Annotated in this window: 18 protein-coding genes; all 18 read left to right on the forward strand. The window is 36.5% G+C overall.

The features are described 5' to 3' along the window. Window positions 1-42: 42 nt before the first annotated feature. The 18 genes from rpoB to rpsQ all read left to right on the forward strand — a co-directional run bounded on the left by rpoB (window position 43) and on the right by rpsQ (window position 17,830). A complete protein-coding gene (rpoB, locus tag HZR23_RS06415) occupies window positions 43-3,756 on the forward strand; it encodes a DNA-directed RNA polymerase subunit beta (protein ID WP_132849629.1) in 3,714 nt (1,237 codons plus the stop codon). A gap of 61 nt (window positions 3,757-3,817) precedes the next feature. Next, on the forward strand, window positions 3,818-7,354 hold the full coding sequence (gene rpoC / locus HZR23_RS06420) for a DNA-directed RNA polymerase subunit beta' (protein WP_132849630.1): 3,537 nt from the start codon (window positions 3,818-3,820) through the stop codon (window positions 7,352-7,354). Window positions 7,355-7,565: 211 nt separating this feature from the next. After that, a complete protein-coding gene (locus HZR23_RS06425; RefSeq protein WP_132849631.1) occupies window positions 7,566-7,808 on the forward strand; it encodes a ribosomal L7Ae/L30e/S12e/Gadd45 family protein in 243 nt (80 codons plus the stop codon). A gap of 35 nt (window positions 7,809-7,843) precedes the next feature. Then, entirely contained in the window at window positions 7,844-8,284 is a 441-nt protein-coding gene (gene rpsL, locus HZR23_RS06430) for a 30S ribosomal protein S12 (RefSeq protein WP_132849632.1), read from the forward strand. Between the two features lie 115 nt (window positions 8,285-8,399). After that, window positions 8,400-8,870 carry a 30S ribosomal protein S7 gene (gene rpsG / locus HZR23_RS06435; protein ID WP_132849633.1) on the forward strand — a complete coding sequence of 157 codons (471 nt, stop codon included), beginning with the start codon at window positions 8,400-8,402 and terminating at the stop codon, window positions 8,868-8,870. Window positions 8,871-8,905: 35 nt separating this feature from the next. Continuing rightward, complete coding sequence (fusA, locus tag HZR23_RS06440; RefSeq protein ID WP_132849634.1) at window positions 8,906-10,981, forward strand: elongation factor G; 2,076 nt, start codon at window positions 8,906-8,908, stop codon at window positions 10,979-10,981. Between the two features lie 101 nt (window positions 10,982-11,082). Further along, on the forward strand, window positions 11,083-12,276 hold the full coding sequence (gene tuf / locus HZR23_RS06445; protein WP_213050339.1) for an elongation factor Tu: 1,194 nt from the start codon (window positions 11,083-11,085) through the stop codon (window positions 12,274-12,276). A gap of 354 nt (window positions 12,277-12,630) precedes the next feature. After that, window positions 12,631-12,945, forward strand: a complete 315-nt coding sequence (gene rpsJ, locus HZR23_RS06450) for a 30S ribosomal protein S10 (RefSeq protein ID WP_132848877.1) — start codon at window positions 12,631-12,633, stop codon at window positions 12,943-12,945. 95 nt (window positions 12,946-13,040) lie between these two features. After that, window positions 13,041-13,673, forward strand: coding sequence for a 50S ribosomal protein L3 (rplC, locus tag HZR23_RS06455; protein ID WP_132848876.1), 633 nt, complete (start codon window positions 13,041-13,043; stop codon window positions 13,671-13,673). Between the two features lie 28 nt (window positions 13,674-13,701). Continuing rightward, window positions 13,702-14,325 (forward strand): 50S ribosomal protein L4, encoded by a 624-nt coding sequence (gene rplD / locus HZR23_RS06460; RefSeq protein WP_132848875.1) that lies wholly within the window; start codon window positions 13,702-13,704, stop codon window positions 14,323-14,325. Further along, the gene (gene rplW, locus HZR23_RS06465) at window positions 14,325-14,615 is read left to right on the forward strand and encodes a 50S ribosomal protein L23 (protein ID WP_132848874.1); all 291 of its coding nucleotides are present in this window, start codon (window positions 14,325-14,327) and stop codon (window positions 14,613-14,615) included. Before rplD ends, rplW begins: the two co-directional genes overlap by 1 nt. A 32-nt stretch (window positions 14,616-14,647) precedes the next feature. Then, window positions 14,648-15,478, forward strand: a complete 831-nt coding sequence (gene rplB, locus HZR23_RS06470; RefSeq protein WP_132848873.1) for a 50S ribosomal protein L2 — start codon at window positions 14,648-14,650, stop codon at window positions 15,476-15,478. A gap of 50 nt (window positions 15,479-15,528) precedes the next feature. Further along, window positions 15,529-15,810 (forward strand): 30S ribosomal protein S19, encoded by a 282-nt coding sequence (rpsS, locus tag HZR23_RS06475; protein ID WP_132848872.1) that lies wholly within the window; start codon window positions 15,529-15,531, stop codon window positions 15,808-15,810. Window positions 15,811-15,840: 30 nt separating this feature from the next. Then, a complete protein-coding gene (gene rplV, locus HZR23_RS06480) occupies window positions 15,841-16,173 on the forward strand; it encodes a 50S ribosomal protein L22 (protein ID WP_132848871.1) in 333 nt (110 codons plus the stop codon). Between the two features lie 19 nt (window positions 16,174-16,192). Next, the gene (gene rpsC, locus HZR23_RS06485) at window positions 16,193-16,876 is read left to right on the forward strand and encodes a 30S ribosomal protein S3 (RefSeq protein ID WP_132848870.1); all 684 of its coding nucleotides are present in this window, start codon (window positions 16,193-16,195) and stop codon (window positions 16,874-16,876) included. Between the two features lie 27 nt (window positions 16,877-16,903). Further along, the gene (gene rplP / locus HZR23_RS06490) at window positions 16,904-17,347 is read left to right on the forward strand and encodes a 50S ribosomal protein L16 (protein ID WP_132848869.1); all 444 of its coding nucleotides are present in this window, start codon (window positions 16,904-16,906) and stop codon (window positions 17,345-17,347) included. Then, on the forward strand, window positions 17,337-17,540 hold the full coding sequence (gene rpmC / locus HZR23_RS06495) for a 50S ribosomal protein L29 (protein WP_132848868.1): 204 nt from the start codon (window positions 17,337-17,339) through the stop codon (window positions 17,538-17,540). The genes rplP and rpmC overlap by 11 nt, the downstream gene beginning before the upstream one ends. A 35-nt stretch (window positions 17,541-17,575) precedes the next feature. Then, window positions 17,576-17,830, forward strand: a complete 255-nt coding sequence (gene rpsQ / locus HZR23_RS06500; RefSeq protein WP_132848867.1) for a 30S ribosomal protein S17 — start codon at window positions 17,576-17,578, stop codon at window positions 17,828-17,830. The last annotated feature ends 25 nt before the right edge of the window (window positions 17,831-17,855 follow it).

Here is a 17,855-nt window from a genome sequence, read left to right on the forward strand (position 1 = left end):
AAATTGTTTAATTTATTACAGTTACAAGGAGTGAATATTAGCATGCCACATCCTGTCAAAGTTGGTAAGAAAGAAAGAATGAGCTATTCTAGAATTAAAGAAGTACTTGAGGCACCATATTTAATTGAACTTCAAAAAGAATCCTTCAAATGGTTTTTAGATGAAGGATTAAGAGAAGTTCTTGAAGACGTATCTCCTATAGTAGATTACTCAGGTAATTTAATATTGGAGTTCGTGGACTATCACTTAGATGAGAAGCCAAAATATGACGTCGAGGAGTCAAAGGAAAGAGATGTGACCTATGCTGCTGCATTAAAAGTAAAGGTTCGTTTGATTAACAAAGAAACTGGTGAAGTTAAGGAACAGGAAGTTTTTATGGGTGAATTGCCTTTGATGACTGAAACAGGAACCTTTGTTATTAATGGTGCAGAGAGGGTTATAGTAAGTCAGCTAGTACGATCTCCAGGGGTTTACTATTCAAAAGAAATAGATAAAACCGGTAAGCAACTATTTTCTTCAACAGTTATTCCTAACAGGGGAGCCTGGTTAGAGTACGAAACAGATTCAAATGATATTGTTTCTGTAAGGATTGATAGAACAAGAAAACAACCGGTTACAGTACTATTGAGAGCCTTAGGTTACAGTACAAATGAAGAAATTAAAAATCTTTTAGGTGAAGACGAGAGAGTTTTAGCAACACTGGATAAGGATAGTACTGATAGTAGTGAAAGTGCACTACTTGAAATTTACAAAAAACTTAGACCTGGAGAACCACCTACATTAGACAGTGCAACTAATTTAATTAATTCTCTGTTTTTTGATGCTAAGCGGTATGATTTAGCTAAGGTTGGAAGATACAAATTTAATAAAAAGCTTTCAATTGCTAATAGAATTTACAATAAAAAAGCTGCTGAGAACATAGTTGATCCTAGAACTGGAGAAATAATTGTAGAAGAAGGACAACTTATAGACAGAGAAAAATCTTTATTTATTCAAAATATAGGTATAAATGAAGCAAGAGTATTTTCTGAAGACCACAAAGTGGTTAAGGTAATCGGCAATAGCTTTGTTGACATAAGTGAGCATATTAATTTCAATGTTGATGATTTAAAAATTAAAGAAAAGGTATACTATCCAGTTTTACAGGAAATTCTACATAAGTATGAGAATGAGGATGAGATTAAAGAAGCTATCTCAGAACGCATGAGAGAATTAATACCGAAGCATATAATCGTTGCAGATATTATTTCATCTATAAACTATGCATTTAACTTAGCTCACGGCATCGGAAATATAGATGATATTGACCATTTAGGAAATAGAAGGCTACGTTCTGTTGGTGAGCTTTTACAAAACCAATATAGAATTGGACTTTCTAGAATGGAAAGAGTAGTAAGAGAAAGAATGACAATACAGGATGTTGAGCTAGTGACGCCAAATGCACTTATCAATATTAGACCTGTAGTAGCTTCTATAAAAGAGTTTTTTGGTAGCTCACAGTTATCTCAGTTTATGGATCAAACAAATCCATTAGCTGAACTTACACATAAAAGACGTCTTTCTGCTCTAGGGCCTGGAGGACTATCTAGAGAGAGAGCTGGATTCGAGGTTCGTGACGTACATCATTCACATTATGGTCGTATGTGTCCTATCGAGACTCCAGAGGGACCAAACATCGGTCTTATCAACTCATTAAGTTCCTATGCTCGTGTAAACGAATATGGATTTATTGAGTCCCCATATAGGAAAGTAGATAAAAAGAGGTTTGTAGTTTCCAGTAATGTAGAGTACTTAACTGCAGACGAAGAGGATTTATTTATCATTGCCCAGGCTAATGAGCCTTTAGATGATGAGGGTAGATTCGCAAATAAAAAAGTAACTGCTAGAACATACTTTGGTGGCATTGATATTGTTCCATTTGAAGAGGTAGATTATATGGACGTATCTCCAAAGCAAGTAGTTTCGATTGCTACTGCAATGATTCCTTTCTTAGAAAATGACGATGCTAACCGTGCCCTAATGGGTTCGAACATGCAAAGACAGGCAGTTCCATTACTTAAACCTCAGGCACCTGTAATAGGGACTGGTATGGAATATAAGGCTGCCAAAGATTCAGGGGTAGTAATAGTAGCAAGAAACAGTGGAGTTATCGATAAGGTAACAGCAAAAGAGATAATTATTAAAACAGATGAAGGTACTAAAGATAGATATAAGCTACTGAAGTTTAAACGTTCAAACCAAGGAACCTGCATTAATCAAAAACCAATTGTTAAAAAAGGAGAAATAATTAAAGCCGGGGATGTAATAGCTGATGGACCTTCTACTGAAAATGGTGAAATAGCCTTAGGTAGAAACATATTAATCGGCTTTATGACTTGGGAAGGATATAACTATGAGGATGCTATCCTAATTAGTGAGAAGCTAGTGAAAGAGGATGCACTGACATCCATTCATATAGAAGAGTATGAGGCCGATGCTAGGGATACTAAGCTAGGACCAGAGGAAATTACAAGGGATATCCCAAATGTTAGCGAAGATGCACTTAAGGATTTAGATGAAAGAGGAATTATTAGAGTCGGAGCCGAGGTTAAATCTGGAGATATTTTAGTAGGAAAAGTAACTCCTAAGGGTGAAACTGAACTTACGGCAGAAGAAAGACTTTTAAGAGCTATTTTCGGAGAAAAAGCTAGAGAGGTAAGAGATACTTCATTGAAGGTACCTCACGGTGAGTCTGGAATAATAGTTGATATTAAAGTGTTCTCTAGAGAAAACGGAGACGAGTTACCACCTGGAGTTAATGAACTAGTTAGGGTGTATATAGCTAAAAAGAGAAAAATCAATGTTGGAGATAAAATTGCCGGAAGACATGGTAATAAAGGGGTAATTTCTAGAGTACTACCTGAAGAAGATATGCCATTCTTAGCTGACGGAACTCCACTAGAGATTGTATTAAATCCACTGGGTGTACCATCTCGTATGAACATTGGTCAGGTTTTAGAAATCCATTTAGGGCTTGCGGCTAAAGCTCTAGGTTGGGAAGTTGCAACTTCAGTATTCGATGGGGCATCTGAGATAGATGTTATGGATGCGCTAGAGGAGGCTGGATATCCTCGTGAAGGTAAAATTACTTTATATGATGGCCGAACAGGAGAGCCTTTTGATAATCCTGTAACCGTAGGTTATATGTATATGCTTAAACTGCATCACTTAGTTGATGACAAAATTCATGCTAGAAGTACAGGGCCATACTCTTTAGTTACTCAGCAGCCATTAGGTGGAAAAGCACAGTTTGGTGGTCAAAGGTTCGGAGAGATGGAGGTTTGGGCACTAGAGGCATACGGGGCAGCCCATACGCTACAAGAAATATTAACTGTTAAATCTGATGATATTGTTGGGCGTGTTAAGACTTATGAGTGTATTGTTAAAGGAGAGAATATTCCTGAACCAGGAGTACCGGAGTCCTTTAAAGTACTTATAAAAGAATTACAGAGTTTATGTTTAGATGTAAAGGTGTTAACGGAAGAGGATGCTGAATTAGAGATTAAAGAATCTATTGATGATGACATCAGCGATTTAGATCTTGAAAATAGCGAATTCCCTTATGATTCTGTTGACGGAGAACTTAGTGATCAAGAGGTAGATGAAGATATTGAAGAGGATTACGAAGAAGAATATGAAACGACTGACATCGATGAAGAATACATTAAAGATGACGTATTTGACTTAGACGATTATGACGATGGATATGATAAGTAAAATTAAACATTGGGAACTGTAAACAAATAAGTAATAGATTATAAGAAGGGAGAGAGACCCCTTGTACGAGTTAAACAATTTTGAATCTATACAAATAGCTTTGGCTTCTCCAGAAAAAATAAGACAGTGGTCTAAAGGGGAAGTTAAGAAGCCGGAAACGATTAACTATAGAACTTTAAAGCCTGAAAAAGAGGGTTTATTCTGTGAAAAAATCTTCGGACCTACGAAGGACTGGGAATGTCACTGTGGTAAATACAAAAGAGTAAGATATAAAGGTGTAGTGTGTGATCGTTGTGGTGTTGAAGTAACAAAGTCTAAGGTTAGAAGAGAAAGAATAGGACATATTGAGTTGGCAGCTTCTGTTTCTCATATTTGGTATTTCAAAGGAATACCAAGTAGAATGGGATTACTTTTAGATATGTCACCTAGAACTTTAGAAAAAGTTCTATACTTTGCTGCATATATTGTAGTTGATCCGGGGGAAACGGATTTAACAGAAAAACAAATTCTAACTGAGAAAGAATATAGCGAGTATGTAGAGAAATATGGGTCAAGTAGATTTAAGGCTAAAATGGGTGCTGAAGCTATCCAAGAGGTTTTAAGAAAAATTGACTTAGAAGAACTATCAAAGGATTTAAGAAAGAAACTTAAGGAAAGTACAGGACAGAAAAGAGTAAGAACCATAAGAAGACTGGAGGTTGTTGAAGCCTTTAGAAAATCAGGGAATAAGCCAGAGTGGATGATTCTTGATGTAATACCAGTAATCCCTCCGGAAATAAGACCGATGGTTCAGTTAGATGGTGGAAGATTTGCTACATCTGACCTTAATGACCTATATAGAAGAGTTATTAATAGAAATAATAGATTAAAAAAATTACTGGACTTAGGTGCTCCTGATATTATCGTTAGAAATGAGAAGAGGATGCTTCAAGAGGCAGTTGATGCTTTAATAGATAACGGTAGAAGAGGAAAGCCGGTTACTGGTCCTGGAAATAGACCATTAAAATCCCTATCAGATATGCTTAAAGGTAAGCAAGGTCGTTTCAGACAAAATCTATTAGGTAAGAGGGTAGATTACTCCGGTCGTTCAGTTATCGTAGTTGGTCCAGAATTAAAATTCTACCAATGTGGATTACCGAAGAAGATGGCACTAGAGCTATTTAAGCCTTTCGTTATGAAAAAGCTTGTAGAAGAAGGCCATGCCCATAATATTAAGAGTGCAAAGAGAATGGTAGAAAAGGTTAAGCCTGAGGTTTGGGATGTATTAGAAGAGGTTATAAGTAATCATCCAGTTCTTCTTAACCGTGCCCCTACTCTGCATAGACTTGGTATTCAAGCCTTTGAACCGGTACTAGTAGAAGGAAAAGCTATTAAGCTTCATCCACTGGTTTGTACAGCGTACAATGCGGATTTCGATGGAGACCAAATGGCGGTTCACGTGCCACTTTCAGTAGAAGCACAGGCTGAAGCTAGATTTTTAATGCTATCACCTAATAATATATTAGCACCTAAGGATGGACACCCGATTACTACCCCAACACAGGATATGGTTCTTGGTAGCTACTACTTAACTATAGAAATACCTGGAGCTAAGGGCGAAGGTATGATCTTTAAAGATTTTGAAGAAATGCTATTAGCCTATGGCAATGGAGTGGTGGATCTTCATGCTAGAGTTAAAGTTAGAATGAAGTTAAATAAAGACGATAGAGGAAAACTAGTTGAAAGTACTGTAGGAAGATTTATCTTCAATGAAAAAATTCCTCAGGACCTGGGCTTTGTTAACCGTGAAGAGGATAAATACGCCTTAGAAGTAGATTTCCTATGTGATAAAAAGGCTTTAGGACTTGTAGTTGACAAATGCTTTAGAAAGCATGCTAACACGAAAACTTCTGTAGTTCTTGACTATATTAAACAAACAGGCTTTAAGTATTCAACTAAAGGTGCCATAACAATAGCTGTATCAGATATGGAAATTCCAAAGGAAAAGGCAGAACTTATTTCAGAGGCAGAGGAAAAGGTTGATAAATTTGAAATGGCCTTCAGAAGAGGACTAATTTCAGATGAAGAGAGATATGAAAAGGTTATCGAGACTTGGACTAAAACTACTGAAAAAGTAACAGATGCCCTAATGAATAACTTAGATAGCTTAAATAACGTATTTATAATGGCTCACTCAGGAGCGAGGGGAAGCAAAAACCAAATAAGACAGCTTGGTGGAATGAGGGGACTTATGGCAAATGCAACTGGTCATACGGTTGAAATGCCAATTAAAGCTAACTTCCGTGAAGGTCTGTCAGTACTAGAGTACTTCATATCTACTCACGGTGCCAGAAAAGGTCTAGCGGATACTGCCCTAAGAACAGCGGACTCTGGTTACTTAACAAGAAGACTTGTTGACGTAAGTCAAGATGTTATAGTAAGAGAGATTGATTGTGGTACTGATGATATAACTGTAGTATCAGCTTTCAAAGATGGTAATGAAGTAATAGAAGAGCTATACGATAGAATTGTAGGAAGACACGCAGCTGAAGATGTTATTAATCCGGAAACGGGCGAAGTAATCGTTCCGAAAAACCATATGATTCTTGAAGATGACGCTACTAAGATTGTTAAATTAGGCATAGAAAAAGTAACACTAAGAGCAATCTTGAACTGTAAAACAAAACATGGAGTATGTGCTACTTGCTATGGAAGAAACTTAGCAACTGGCGAACCTGTAAAGGTTGGAGAAGCAGTTGGTATTATAGCTGCTCAATCCATAGGAGAGCCTGGAACACAGCTTACGATGAGAACCTTCCATACAGGCGGAGTTGCAGGTGCGGATATTACTCAAGGTTTACCGAGGGTTGAAGAGTTATTCGAGGCTCGTAAACCTAAAGGGCTTGCAATCATCAGTGAAATTGGCGGTACGGTTCAAATAACTGAATCTAAGAAGAAGAAAGAAGTTATTGTTACAAATGGAAACGAAGAAAGCAAATATGAAATCCCATACACTGCAAGAATTAAGGTTAAAAATGGCCAAGTGATTGAAGCAGGGGATGAAATTACTGAGGGTTCAGTAAATCCACACGACATTCTAAGAATAAAGGGTGTTGAAGGCGTACAAAACTACATTATTAGAGAAGTACAGCGTGTTTATAGAATGCAGGGTGTAGATATTAATGATAAACATATTGAAGTTATTGTTAGACAAATGCTAAGTAGGGTAAAAATAGAAGAAGAAGGGGATACGGATTTATTACCAGGTGCTCTTGAGAGTATATTCATAGTTGATGATATCAATAAGGCAGTAGAGGACCAAGGAAACGAACCAGCTCAATATAATAGAACTCTGCTTGGAATAACAAAGGCTTCACTAGCAACAGAATCCTTCTTATCTGCAGCTTCATTCCAAGAAACTACTAGAGTATTAACAGAAGCGGCTATTAAAGGAAAAGAAGATTTCTTAATCGGTTTAAAAGAGAACGTTATAATTGGAAAACTTGTTCCAGCAGGTACGGGTATGAAACGTTATAAGAATATTATGTTAAATACTGAGGAAGAAAAATTGGAAGAAGTTAAACTGGATGAAGAAGAATTAGTTGATTTATCCGAATAGTTCTAAATATATTTTAGTGGTACTTCGGAGAATTTTCCGGAGTACCCATTTATTTTCAATATCTGATTTTACAAAGAAGATGTTGACACAACTTTTTACGAGTGTTAGAATATTTAAGTGTGTTATTTGTAAGGAAATCTATAAAGTTGACTTTTTTAGAATCTGAGAAAGAGTTATCTTTTTTAGGAGCTTAAAAAAGGAGGATGCTTTTATGTTAGAAGAACTAAAAAATCTAAACAAAGTAGTAGGCCTGAAACAAGTAGCTAAGGCTATTAATGAAGAAGGCGTTAAGGCTCTGTATATTGCAGAAGATGCAGATCCAAAGGTAGTTGAAAAGATAAAACTGGCTGCAAAACAAAAGAATATAGAGACTATTTACGTAGAATCTATGAAAAAGCTTGGAAAAGCTTGTGGTATTGATGTTGGTGCAGCAACTGCTGCTACATTAAAATAATAAGAAGTTTTGAACTTTGGAAGGAGGTGCAATAGATGCCTACAATGAGTCAATTAGTAAGAAAAGGTAGAAAAGAAATTGAAGACAAATCAACAGCTCCAGCGTTACAAAAAGGATTTAACTCGTTAAGAAGAAAATCTACAAATCAGAGCGCGCCTCAAAAAAGAGGAGTTTGTACTTCTGTTAAAACAGTTACTCCAAAAAAACCAAACTCAGCATTAAGAAAAGTAGCTAGGGTAAGATTAACAAATGGTATTGAGGTAACAGCTTACATTCCAGGTATTGGACACAATCTTCAAGAACACAGCGTTGTTCTTATCAGAGGTGGTAGGGTAAAAGACTTACCAGGGGTTAGATACCACATTGTAAGAGGAACACTTGATACAGCAGGAGTAAACAACAGAAAGCAAGCAAGATCTAAGTATGGTGCGAAAAGACCAAAAGCAGGAAAAGCTGCAACAACAGGTAAAAAGTAGATTATGTCGCTGAGCGTTAATGCATATATATGATAAGCATTAGTTGCACACGACGGCAATCTTTGGTTGTCGAGTACCGATGAACTTTAATTAGTTATTTAAGGAGGGAAGAAAGGTGCCTAGAAAAGGAAATGTACCTAAAAGAGAAGTATTAGCAGATCCAATGTATGGAAGCAAAGTAGTTTCAAAATTAATTAATGGTATTATGTTAGATGGTAAAAAAGGAACAGCTCAAAGAATAGTTTATGATGCTTTTGAACTAGTTAACCAAAGAACAGGTCAAGAAGCATTAGAAGTATTTGAAAAAGCAATGAATAATATTATGCCTATCTTAGAGGTTAAAGCTCGCCGTGTTGGTGGTGCGAACTACCAAGTACCAGTTGAGGTTAGACCTGAAAGAAGACAGACTCTAGGAATTAGATGGTTAGTAAGATATACAAGAGCTAGAGGCGAAAAAGGCATGGTAGAAAGATTAGCTAAAGAAATTATGGATGCAGCAAACAATGCAGGAGCATCAGTTAAAAAGAGAGAAGACACTCATAAAATGGCAGAGGCAAACAAAGCATTTGCTCACTATAGATGGTAAGATTTTAAGATTGTTTTTACGGAAGGAGGATAAATGTGCCTAGGCAGTTTCCACTAGATAAAACTAGAAATATAGGAATTATGGCTCACATCGATGCTGGTAAAACAACAACTACAGAGAGAATATTGTTTTACACAGGTAAAGTTCGTAAGTTAGGAGAAACTCATGAAGGAGCTTCTCAAATGGACTGGATGGAGCAAGAGAAAGAAAGAGGTATTACAATTACTTCTGCTGCAACTACGTGCCAATGGAATAACCATAGAATCAACATTATAGATACACCAGGTCACGTGGACTTTACTGTAGAGGTAGAAAGATCACTTAGGGTATTAGACGGATCTGTTGCAGTATTCTGTGCTAAAGGCGGGGTTGAGCCTCAGTCTGAGACAGTATGGAGACAAGCGGATAAATATAGAGTACCAAGAATGGCTTTTGTTAACAAAATGGATATGTTAGGTGCTGACTTCTTTAACGTTGTTAATATGATGAAAGTTAGACTTGGAGCTAATGCAGTTCCAATTCAATTACCAATAGGTAAAGAAGATACTTTCAAGGGTATTATCGACTTAGTGAAGATGAAGGCAACTATGTACAAAGATGACTTAGGTCAAGATCAAGAAGTGGTTGATATACCTGAGGACATGATGGAATTAGCTCAAGAGTACAGAACTATCCTTGTAGAGGCAGTTGCAGAAACTGACGAAGAATTAATGATGAAATATCTTGAAGGTGAAGAACTTACAGAAGAAGAGATTATGAATGGGATAAGAAAAGGAACAAACTTAACTCAAATGACTCCTGTATTCTGTGGTTCAGCTTACAAAAACAAAGGTGTTCAATTACTTCTTGACGCAGTTGTTGCATTTATGCCATCTCCATTAGATATTCCTGCTATTAAAGGGGTATCTGCAGATGATGAAGAGGAAGAAATAGAAAGACATGCAGATGATAGCGAGCCATTCTCTGCTTTAGCATTTAAAATTATGGCTGACCCATATGTAGGTAAACTTGCTTTTTTCAGAGTTTACTCAGGAAGACTTGAGTCAGGTTCATATGTTTTAAATTCAACTAAGAATAAAAAAGAGAGAATCGGACGTATTCTTCAAATGCATGCTAACACTAGAGAAGAAATAACTGAAGTATTTGCTGGAGATATTGCTGCGGCAGTAGGTCTTAAAGATACAACTACAGGAGATACTTTATGTGATCCTAACCATGCTGTAATTTTAGAGTCAATGGAATTCCCAGAGCCAGTTATCTCTGTAGCTATTGAGCCTAAAACTAAAGCTGGCCAAGAGAAAATGGGTATGGCTCTACAAAAACTTGCAGAAGAGGATCCAACGTTCAGAACATATACTGACGAGGAAACTGGTCAAACAATTATCGCTGGAATGGGTGAGCTTCACTTAGAGATAATCGTAGACAGAATGCTTAGAGAGTTTAAAGTAGAAGCTAACATTGGTAAACCACAAGTAGCTTACAAAGAGACTATTACTCAAACAGCAGAAGTTGATTCTAAATACTCAAGACAATCTGGTGGTCGTGGACAATACGGACACGTTAAGCTTAGAGTTACACCTCAAGAACCAGGTCAAGGTTATGTATTTGTTAACAGCGTAGTTGGAGGAGCTATTCCGAAAGAATATATTCCTGCAGTAGATGCTGGTATCCAAGAAGCTATGAAAAATGGTGTTCTTGCTGGTTATGAAGTAGTTGACTTAAAAGTTGAAGTATACGATGGTTCATACCATGAGGTTGACTCTTCTGAGATGGCATTTAAAATTGCCGGATCTATGGGTATTAAAGATGCTATGAGAAAGGCAAAAGCTGTATTACTTGAGCCATATATGAAGGTAGAAGTAGTTACTCCTGAAGAGTATATGGGAGACGTTATTGGTGACTTAAACTCAAGAAGAGGTAAAATTGAGGGTATGGAGCCAAGAATCGGTGGAGTTCAAGCAATCAGATGTTTTGTTCCACTTTCAGAAATGTTTGGATATGCAACTGACTTAAGATCTAAATCTCAAGGTCGTGCAAACTACTCTATGCAATTTGACCATTTCGAGCAAGTACCAAATAGCATAGCTGAAAAAATAATGGCTGGAAAATAGTTTTAAATTTTGGATAGTAGTGGGCTCTTAGCAACTACTATCCATCCAAATAAAAAATTACTTATATTAATAAAGATTTAATTTAAGGAGGAATTATTAAGATGGCAAAGGCAAAGTTTGAAAGAAATAAGCCGCACGTAAATATTGGAACTATTGGACACGTAGACCATGGTAAAACAACATTAACAGCAGCTATAACAATGACATTAAACAAAAGATACGGAACAGGAAATGCAGTAGCATTTGACCAAATCGATAAAGCACCAGAAGAAAGAGAAAGAGGAATTACAATCTCAACAGCACACGTTGAGTACGAGACTCCAAACAGACACTACGCACACGTTGACTGCCCAGGACATGCTGACTATGTTAAAAACATGATCACAGGAGCAGCACAAATGGACGGAGCTATCTTAGTTTGTTCAGCAGCAGATGGTCCAATGCCTCAAACAAGAGAGCATATCCTATTATCAAGACAAGTAGGGGTACCATACATCGTAGTATTCTTAAATAAATGTGATATGGTAGATGACGAAGAGTTATTAGAATTAGTAGAAATGGAAGTAAGAGACTTATTAAATATGTATGAGTTCCCAGGAGATGACACTCCAATAATCAGAGGATCAGCACTTCAAGCATTAAATGATCCAATGGGACCATGGGGAGACAAAATTGTTGAGTTATTCGAGCAAGTTGACACATACATTCCAGAGCCAGAAAGAGCAATTGACAGACCATTCTTAATGCCAGTAGAGGACGTATTCTCTATAACAGGAAGAGGAACAGTTGCAACAGGAAGAGTAGAAAGAGGAATCGTAAAAGTACAAGACGAGGTAGAGTTAGTAGGATTATCAGAAGCTCCAAGAAAGTTAGTAGTAACAGGAGTAGAGATGTTCAGAAAACTATTAGATCAAGCACAAGCTGGAGATAACATCGGAGCACTTTTAAGAGGGGTTCAAAGAACAGAGATTGAAAGAGGACAAGTATTAGCTAAGCCAGGAACAATCAAACCACATACAAAATTCATGGCAGAAGTATACGTTCTTAAAAAAGAAGAGGGTGGAAGACATACTCCATTCTTCGATGGATACAGACCACAATTCTATTTCAGAACAACTGACGTAACAGGATCAATCAAGTTACCAGATGGAATGGAAATGGTTATGCCAGGAGATAACGTAACTATGGAAATCGAATTAATCAGCCCAATCGCTACAGAAGAAGGATTAAGATTCGCTATCCGTGAGGGTGGAAGAACTGTAGGAGCTGGAGTTGTAGCTTCGATTATCGAGTAATCAAGCAATAGCTTATACAATGATGCTTATATTTAGAAGGAGAGTATTTTACTCTTCTTCTAAATTTGCATTGTTAACATATAAAGAAACAAGAAAAAATCAATAAAAAAATTAATTTAACACTTGTATTTACAACCTATTTGTTGTAAACTATATTAGTGTGCTTTATTGGGTTGCGATGAAGCGAAAGGTTGCTCCTTAAGGGAATTTTCGTGGAGAATGTCTTGATCAATGAATCGGGCGACAAGACTATTGAATGCTTTTTTTTGAGAGAAACATCAACACACACGGAACAGTGTTCAATGTCTAGGTCGTACGTAAAAAAATCGCGTGCGATAGAAGGAGGTTATTTAAATGAGCAAGGGTAAACAAAAAATCAGAATCAGATTAAAAGCTTATGATCATAAATTATTAGATCAATCAGCAGAGAAAATCGTTGAAACAGCAAAAAGAAGTGGTGCAGAGGTATCTGGTCCAGTACCGTTACCAACTGAAAAACAAATCATTACTATCTTAAGAGCTGTTCATAAGTACAAAGATTCTAGAGAGCAGTTCGAACAAAGAACTCACAAAAGACTTATTGATATTTTAAGTCCAACACCTAAAACAGTTGATTCTTTAATGAGATTAGACTTACCAGCTGGTGTGGACATTGAAATAAAACTTTAATTTTAAAAATAAAAGAGATGGTTATATATAGATCCTTCTCTTAGTATGATTGTACATTGTGTATAATCCGCTGTAAGAATAATGGAGGTGTAAAGATGAAAGGTATAATTGGAAGAAAAATTGGCATGACTCAAATCTTCAACGAAGCAGGTGTTGTAATACCTGTAACGGTTATTGAAGTTGAGCCAAATGTTGTAACTCAAGTTAAAACTGCTGAAAAAGATGGATATACTGCAGTTCAATTAGGTTACGAAACAGTAAGAGAGAAATTAACTAACAAACCTTTAAAAGGACACTTTGAAAAAGCAGGAACTGCACCAAAGAGAAAAGTTAAAGAGTTTAGACTTGACAGTGTAGAGAACTTTACAGTAGGTCAAGAATTAACAGTTGAAACTTTCGAAGCTGGAGAAAAAGTAGATATTACTGGAGTTACAAAAGGAAAAGGATTCCAAGGCGTAATCAAGAGACATGGTCAAAGTAGAGGACCAATGGCTCACGGTTCTAGATATCATAGAAGACCAGGTTCAATGGGAGCTGCTACTTCGCCAGGAAGAGTATTCAAAGGTAAAAAATTACCTGGACATATGGGGAATGTACAAGTAACTGTACAAAACTTAGAAGTTGTTCAAGTAATGGCTGATAAAAACATTATCTTAGTAAAAGGTGCTGTACCAGGGCCGAAACGTGGTACGTTAACTATAAAACAATCTAAAAAACAATCTAAATAGTTTGTTTTTAGAAAGGAGGATTTAGAAAATGCCTAAAGTAGCGGTATATAATGTGTCAGGACAACAGGTAAGTGAAATGGAACTTAGCGAAAATATATTCGCAGTTGAAGTAAATCAATTTGCTATATATGAAGTTGTAAAAAATCATTTAGCAAACAGAAGACAAGGAACTCAATCTGCTAAAACAAGATCAGAAGTAAGAGGTGGAGGCAGAAAGCCTTGGAGACAAAAAGGAACTGGTAGAGCTCGTGCTGGTACTATAAGATCACCATTATGGGTTGGTGGTGGAACTGTGTTCGCACCAAAGCCAAGAGATTATAGATACACTGTTCCTAAAAAAGTAAGAAGGTTAGCTATGAAATCAGCGTTAACTTCAAAGGTTAATAGCCAAGATATAATAGTATTAGATGAATTAGCATTTGACGCACCAAAAACTAAACAAATGGTTTCAGTATTAAACAACTTAAAAGTTGATAAAAAAGTTTTAATTGTAATTGCTGACAACAACGAAGCAATCGTTAAATCAGCAAGCAATATCCCAGGAGTTCAAACTGCATCAGTAAACACTTTAAACGTATATGACATTGTAAACTATGATAAATTTATCATTACAAAAGATGCGGTTCAAAAAGTGGAGGAGGTGTACGCATAATGACAAATCCACACGATATTATAATCAGACCTTTAGTATCAGAACAAAGCATGAACGCAATGGCTGAGAAAAAATATACATTCGTTGTGAGCAAAAAAGCTAACAAAATAGACATCAAAAGAGCTGTGGAAGTTATTTTTGGTGTTAAGGTAGAAAAAGTTAATACAATGAATATGATTGGTAAAACTAAAAGAATGGGTAAACATGAAGGTAAAAGAGCGGACTGGAAAAAAGCAGTTGTTAAGCTAAAAGCGGATAGCAAAGAAATCGAATTCTTTGATGGAATGTAATTACCGCAATTCAATGAAGGAGGGAAACCTAAATGGCTATTAAGAAGTTTAAACCTACTTCACCGGGTGTTAGATCTAAAACGGTTTTAACATTTGATGAGATTACTAAAGTAGAGCCAGAAAAATCTCTTGTTGAGATTCTAACTAAAACTGGTGGACGTAACGTTCATGGTAAAATCACTACTCGTCACAGAGGCGGTGGAGCAAAAAGAAAATATAGAATAATTGACTTTAAAAGAAACAAAGATGGTATACCTGCAAAGGTTGCATCTATTGAATATGATCCAAACAGATCTGCTAACATTGCACTACTGCACTATGTAGACGGTGAAAAAAGATACATCATTGCACCAGCAGGATTAAAAGCTGGGGATATGGTTGAGTCTGGACCAAATGCAGATATTAAAGTTGGAAATGCACTACCACTTAAAAACATTCCTGTTGGTACAGTAGTACACAACATTGAAATGAAGCCTGAAAAAGGTGGCCAAATTGCAAGAGCAGCTGGAAACTCTGCACAATTAATGGCTAAAGAAGGTAAAAATGCTTTATTAAGATTACCATCTGGAGAAATCAGATATATAAATATTGACTGTAAAGCAACAGTAGGTCAAGTAGGAAACTTAGATCATGAAAATGTTACAATAGGTAAAGCAGGAAGAAAAAGACATATGGGTATTAGACCTACAGTTAGAGGTTCTGCGATGAATCCTAATGACCATCCACACGGTGGTGGTGAGGGTAGATCTCCAATCGGACGTCCAAGTCCAGTTACACCATGGGGTAAACCAGCACTTGGTTACAAAACTCGTGATAAGAAAAAAGCTTCGAACAAAGCTATTGTATCAAGAAGAAAGAAATAATCTAGCTGCATAAAGATTCAGTTAGAATCTTGTGGAAGGAGGATGTTTAAATGAGCAGATCAACTAAAAAAGGACCTTTTATTCATAAAGGACTTCTTAAGAAAATAGAAGAAATGAACCAAAACAACGAGAAAAAAGTTTTAAAGACTTGGTCAAGATCATCAACGATATTCCCAGATATGATCGGACATACAATAGCTGTACATGATGGAAGAAAACATGTTCCAGTTTATGTAACAGAGGATATGGTTGGACATAAGTTAGGTGAGTTTGCACCTACAAGAACGTACAGAGGACACGCAGATAACGAAAAAACAACTAAAAAGAAATAGTTTTTTCTCATATTGAAAGGAGGTTGCCTAATGGAAGCCAGAGCAATAGTTAAACACGTTAGAATTGCTCCTAGAAAAGCTCAACAAGTTGTTGATCTAGTAAGAGGAAAGCAAGTTGATGAAGCTTTAGCGATATTAAAATATGTACCTAGAGCAGGTGCTGTTATAGTTGAAAAATTAATTAAGTCTGCAGCAGCTAATGCTGAGAACAATCACAATATGAATAGAGATCAATTATTTGTTGCGGAAATTTATGCAAATCAAGGACCAACAATGAAACGTTTTAGACCTCGCGCTATGGGTCGTGCAACAACTATATTAAAAAGAACAAGTCACATCGGCGTAGTATTAAAAGAAAAATAGGACGAGGAGGGAAAAATATATGGGTCAAAAGGTTAGCCCTCACGGGTTGAGAGTTGGAATTATTAAGGACTGGGATGCAAAATGGTATGCTAACAAAAAAGACTTTTCAGATCTTTTAGTTGAAGACTATAAAATCCGTGTATATGTAAAGAAGAAACTTTTTACCTCTGGTGTTTCAAAAGTGGAGATCGAAAGAGCTGCTAATAACAGAGTTAAAGTAAACGTACACACTGCAAAACCAGGTATGGTAATTGGTAAAGGTGGTCTTGGAGTAGAAGAAGTTAAAAAAGACCTAGAAAAAATGACTAAGAAAAATGTAGTAGTAAATGTTGTAGAAGTAAAACGTCCTGAAATAGATTCTCAGTTAGTTGCAGAAAGCATTGCATTCGCTTTAGAGAGAAGAATCTCATTTAGAAGAGCTATGAAACAAGCTATGCAAAGAGCAATGAGAGCTGGAGCTAAAGGAATCAAAGTTTCAACTTCTGGAAGATTAGGTGGAGCAGAGATGGCTAGAACTGAAGGATACAGTGAAGGAACTGTGCCACTGCATACACTAAGAGCAGATATTGATTACGGAACTGCTGAAGCAGATACTACCTACGGAAAATTAGGTATTAAAGTTTGGATATATAAAGGTGAGGTATTACCTACTAGAGCAAGAAAAGTAGTAAAAGAAGATAATAACCAAGAAGTAAACGCGTAATTAGCCTTACAGGAAGGAGGAAATGTTATGTTAATGCCTAAAAGAGTGAAACGTCGTAGAGTTCATAGAGGTAAAATGGCTGGAAAAGCGACTAAAGGAAACACTGTATCTTACGGTGAATTCGGTTTAATGGCGCTTGAACCATCATGGATTACTTCTAATCAGATAGAAGCTGCCCGTATTGCGATGACAAGATCCATCAAAAGAGGGGGTAAAGTGTGGATTAAAATATTCCCACACAAACCAGTAACTAAAAAACCTGCTGAAACAAGAATGGGTGCCGGTAAAGGTTCTCCAGAATTTTGGGTAGCAGTTGTTAAGCCGGGAAGAATTATGTTTGAGATTGCCGGAGTTTCAGAAGAGAAAGCTAGAGAAGCTATGAGACTTGCAATGCACAAACTGCCAATCAAATGTAAGTTTGTAACAAGAGAGGAAACTGAAGTGAAGGGGGTTGAAGCTGATGAAAGCTAATTTAGTTAGAGATATGTCTGATATGGAATTATCACAAAAACTAGCGGACTTAAAAGGTGAATTGTTTAACTTGCGTTTTCAATTAGCGACAGGACAGCTTGAAAACCCACTTAGAATCAGAAATGTTCGTAAGGATATTGCAAGAATTAAGACAATCATTAGAGAACGTGAAATTAAACAACAAAACGCTTAAAAATATAATTTAAATCGTGAAGGGAGGCTTATGCTGTGGAAAGAGGATTAAGAAAAACAAGAGTCGGCCGTGTAGTAAGTGATAAAATGGATAAAACTATCGTTGTGGCTGTTGAAGACTTTGTACGTCATCCTTTATATGGAAAAGCCGTTAAAAGAACAAAAAAGTTTAAAGCACATGATGAGTTAAATACATGCCAAATTGGTGATAAAGTAAGAATTATGGAAACAAGACCATTATCGAAAGATAAAAGATGGAGACTTGTAACAATAATTGAAAAAGCTAAGTAAGCCTTATTATTGAAGGGAGGTACTA

It is taken from the genome of Serpentinicella alkaliphila, from assembly GCF_018141405.1.
GTDB lineage: Bacteria > Bacillota > Clostridia > Peptostreptococcales > Natronincolaceae > Serpentinicella > Serpentinicella alkaliphila.

What these genes read in the sequence shown, in the direction of transcription:
- rpoB (WP_132849629.1), top strand. Translation starts at nt 43, where the DNA reads ATGCCACATCCTGTCAAAGTTGGTAAGAAAGAAAGAATGAGCTATTCT.
- HZR23_RS06425 (WP_132849631.1), top strand. Translation starts at nt 7,566, where the DNA reads ATGTTAGAAGAACTAAAAAATCTAAACAAAGTAGTAGGCCTGAAACAA.
- rpsL (WP_132849632.1), top strand. Translation starts at nt 7,844, where the DNA reads ATGCCTACAATGAGTCAATTAGTAAGAAAAGGTAGAAAAGAAATTGAA.
- tuf (WP_213050339.1), top strand. Translation starts at nt 11,083, where the DNA reads ATGGCAAAGGCAAAGTTTGAAAGAAATAAGCCGCACGTAAATATTGGA.
- rpsJ (WP_132848877.1), top strand. Translation starts at nt 12,631, where the DNA reads ATGAGCAAGGGTAAACAAAAAATCAGAATCAGATTAAAAGCTTATGAT.
- rplC (WP_132848876.1), top strand. Translation starts at nt 13,041, where the DNA reads ATGAAAGGTATAATTGGAAGAAAAATTGGCATGACTCAAATCTTCAAC.
- rplD (WP_132848875.1), top strand. Translation starts at nt 13,702, where the DNA reads ATGCCTAAAGTAGCGGTATATAATGTGTCAGGACAACAGGTAAGTGAA.
- rplW (WP_132848874.1), top strand. Translation starts at nt 14,325, where the DNA reads ATGACAAATCCACACGATATTATAATCAGACCTTTAGTATCAGAACAA.
- rplB (WP_132848873.1), top strand. Translation starts at nt 14,648, where the DNA reads ATGGCTATTAAGAAGTTTAAACCTACTTCACCGGGTGTTAGATCTAAA.
- rpsS (WP_132848872.1), top strand. Translation starts at nt 15,529, where the DNA reads ATGAGCAGATCAACTAAAAAAGGACCTTTTATTCATAAAGGACTTCTT.
- rplV (WP_132848871.1), top strand. Translation starts at nt 15,841, where the DNA reads ATGGAAGCCAGAGCAATAGTTAAACACGTTAGAATTGCTCCTAGAAAA.
- rpsC (WP_132848870.1), top strand. Translation starts at nt 16,193, where the DNA reads ATGGGTCAAAAGGTTAGCCCTCACGGGTTGAGAGTTGGAATTATTAAG.
- rplP (WP_132848869.1), top strand. Translation starts at nt 16,904, where the DNA reads ATGTTAATGCCTAAAAGAGTGAAACGTCGTAGAGTTCATAGAGGTAAA.
- rpmC (WP_132848868.1), top strand. Translation starts at nt 17,337, where the DNA reads ATGAAAGCTAATTTAGTTAGAGATATGTCTGATATGGAATTATCACAA.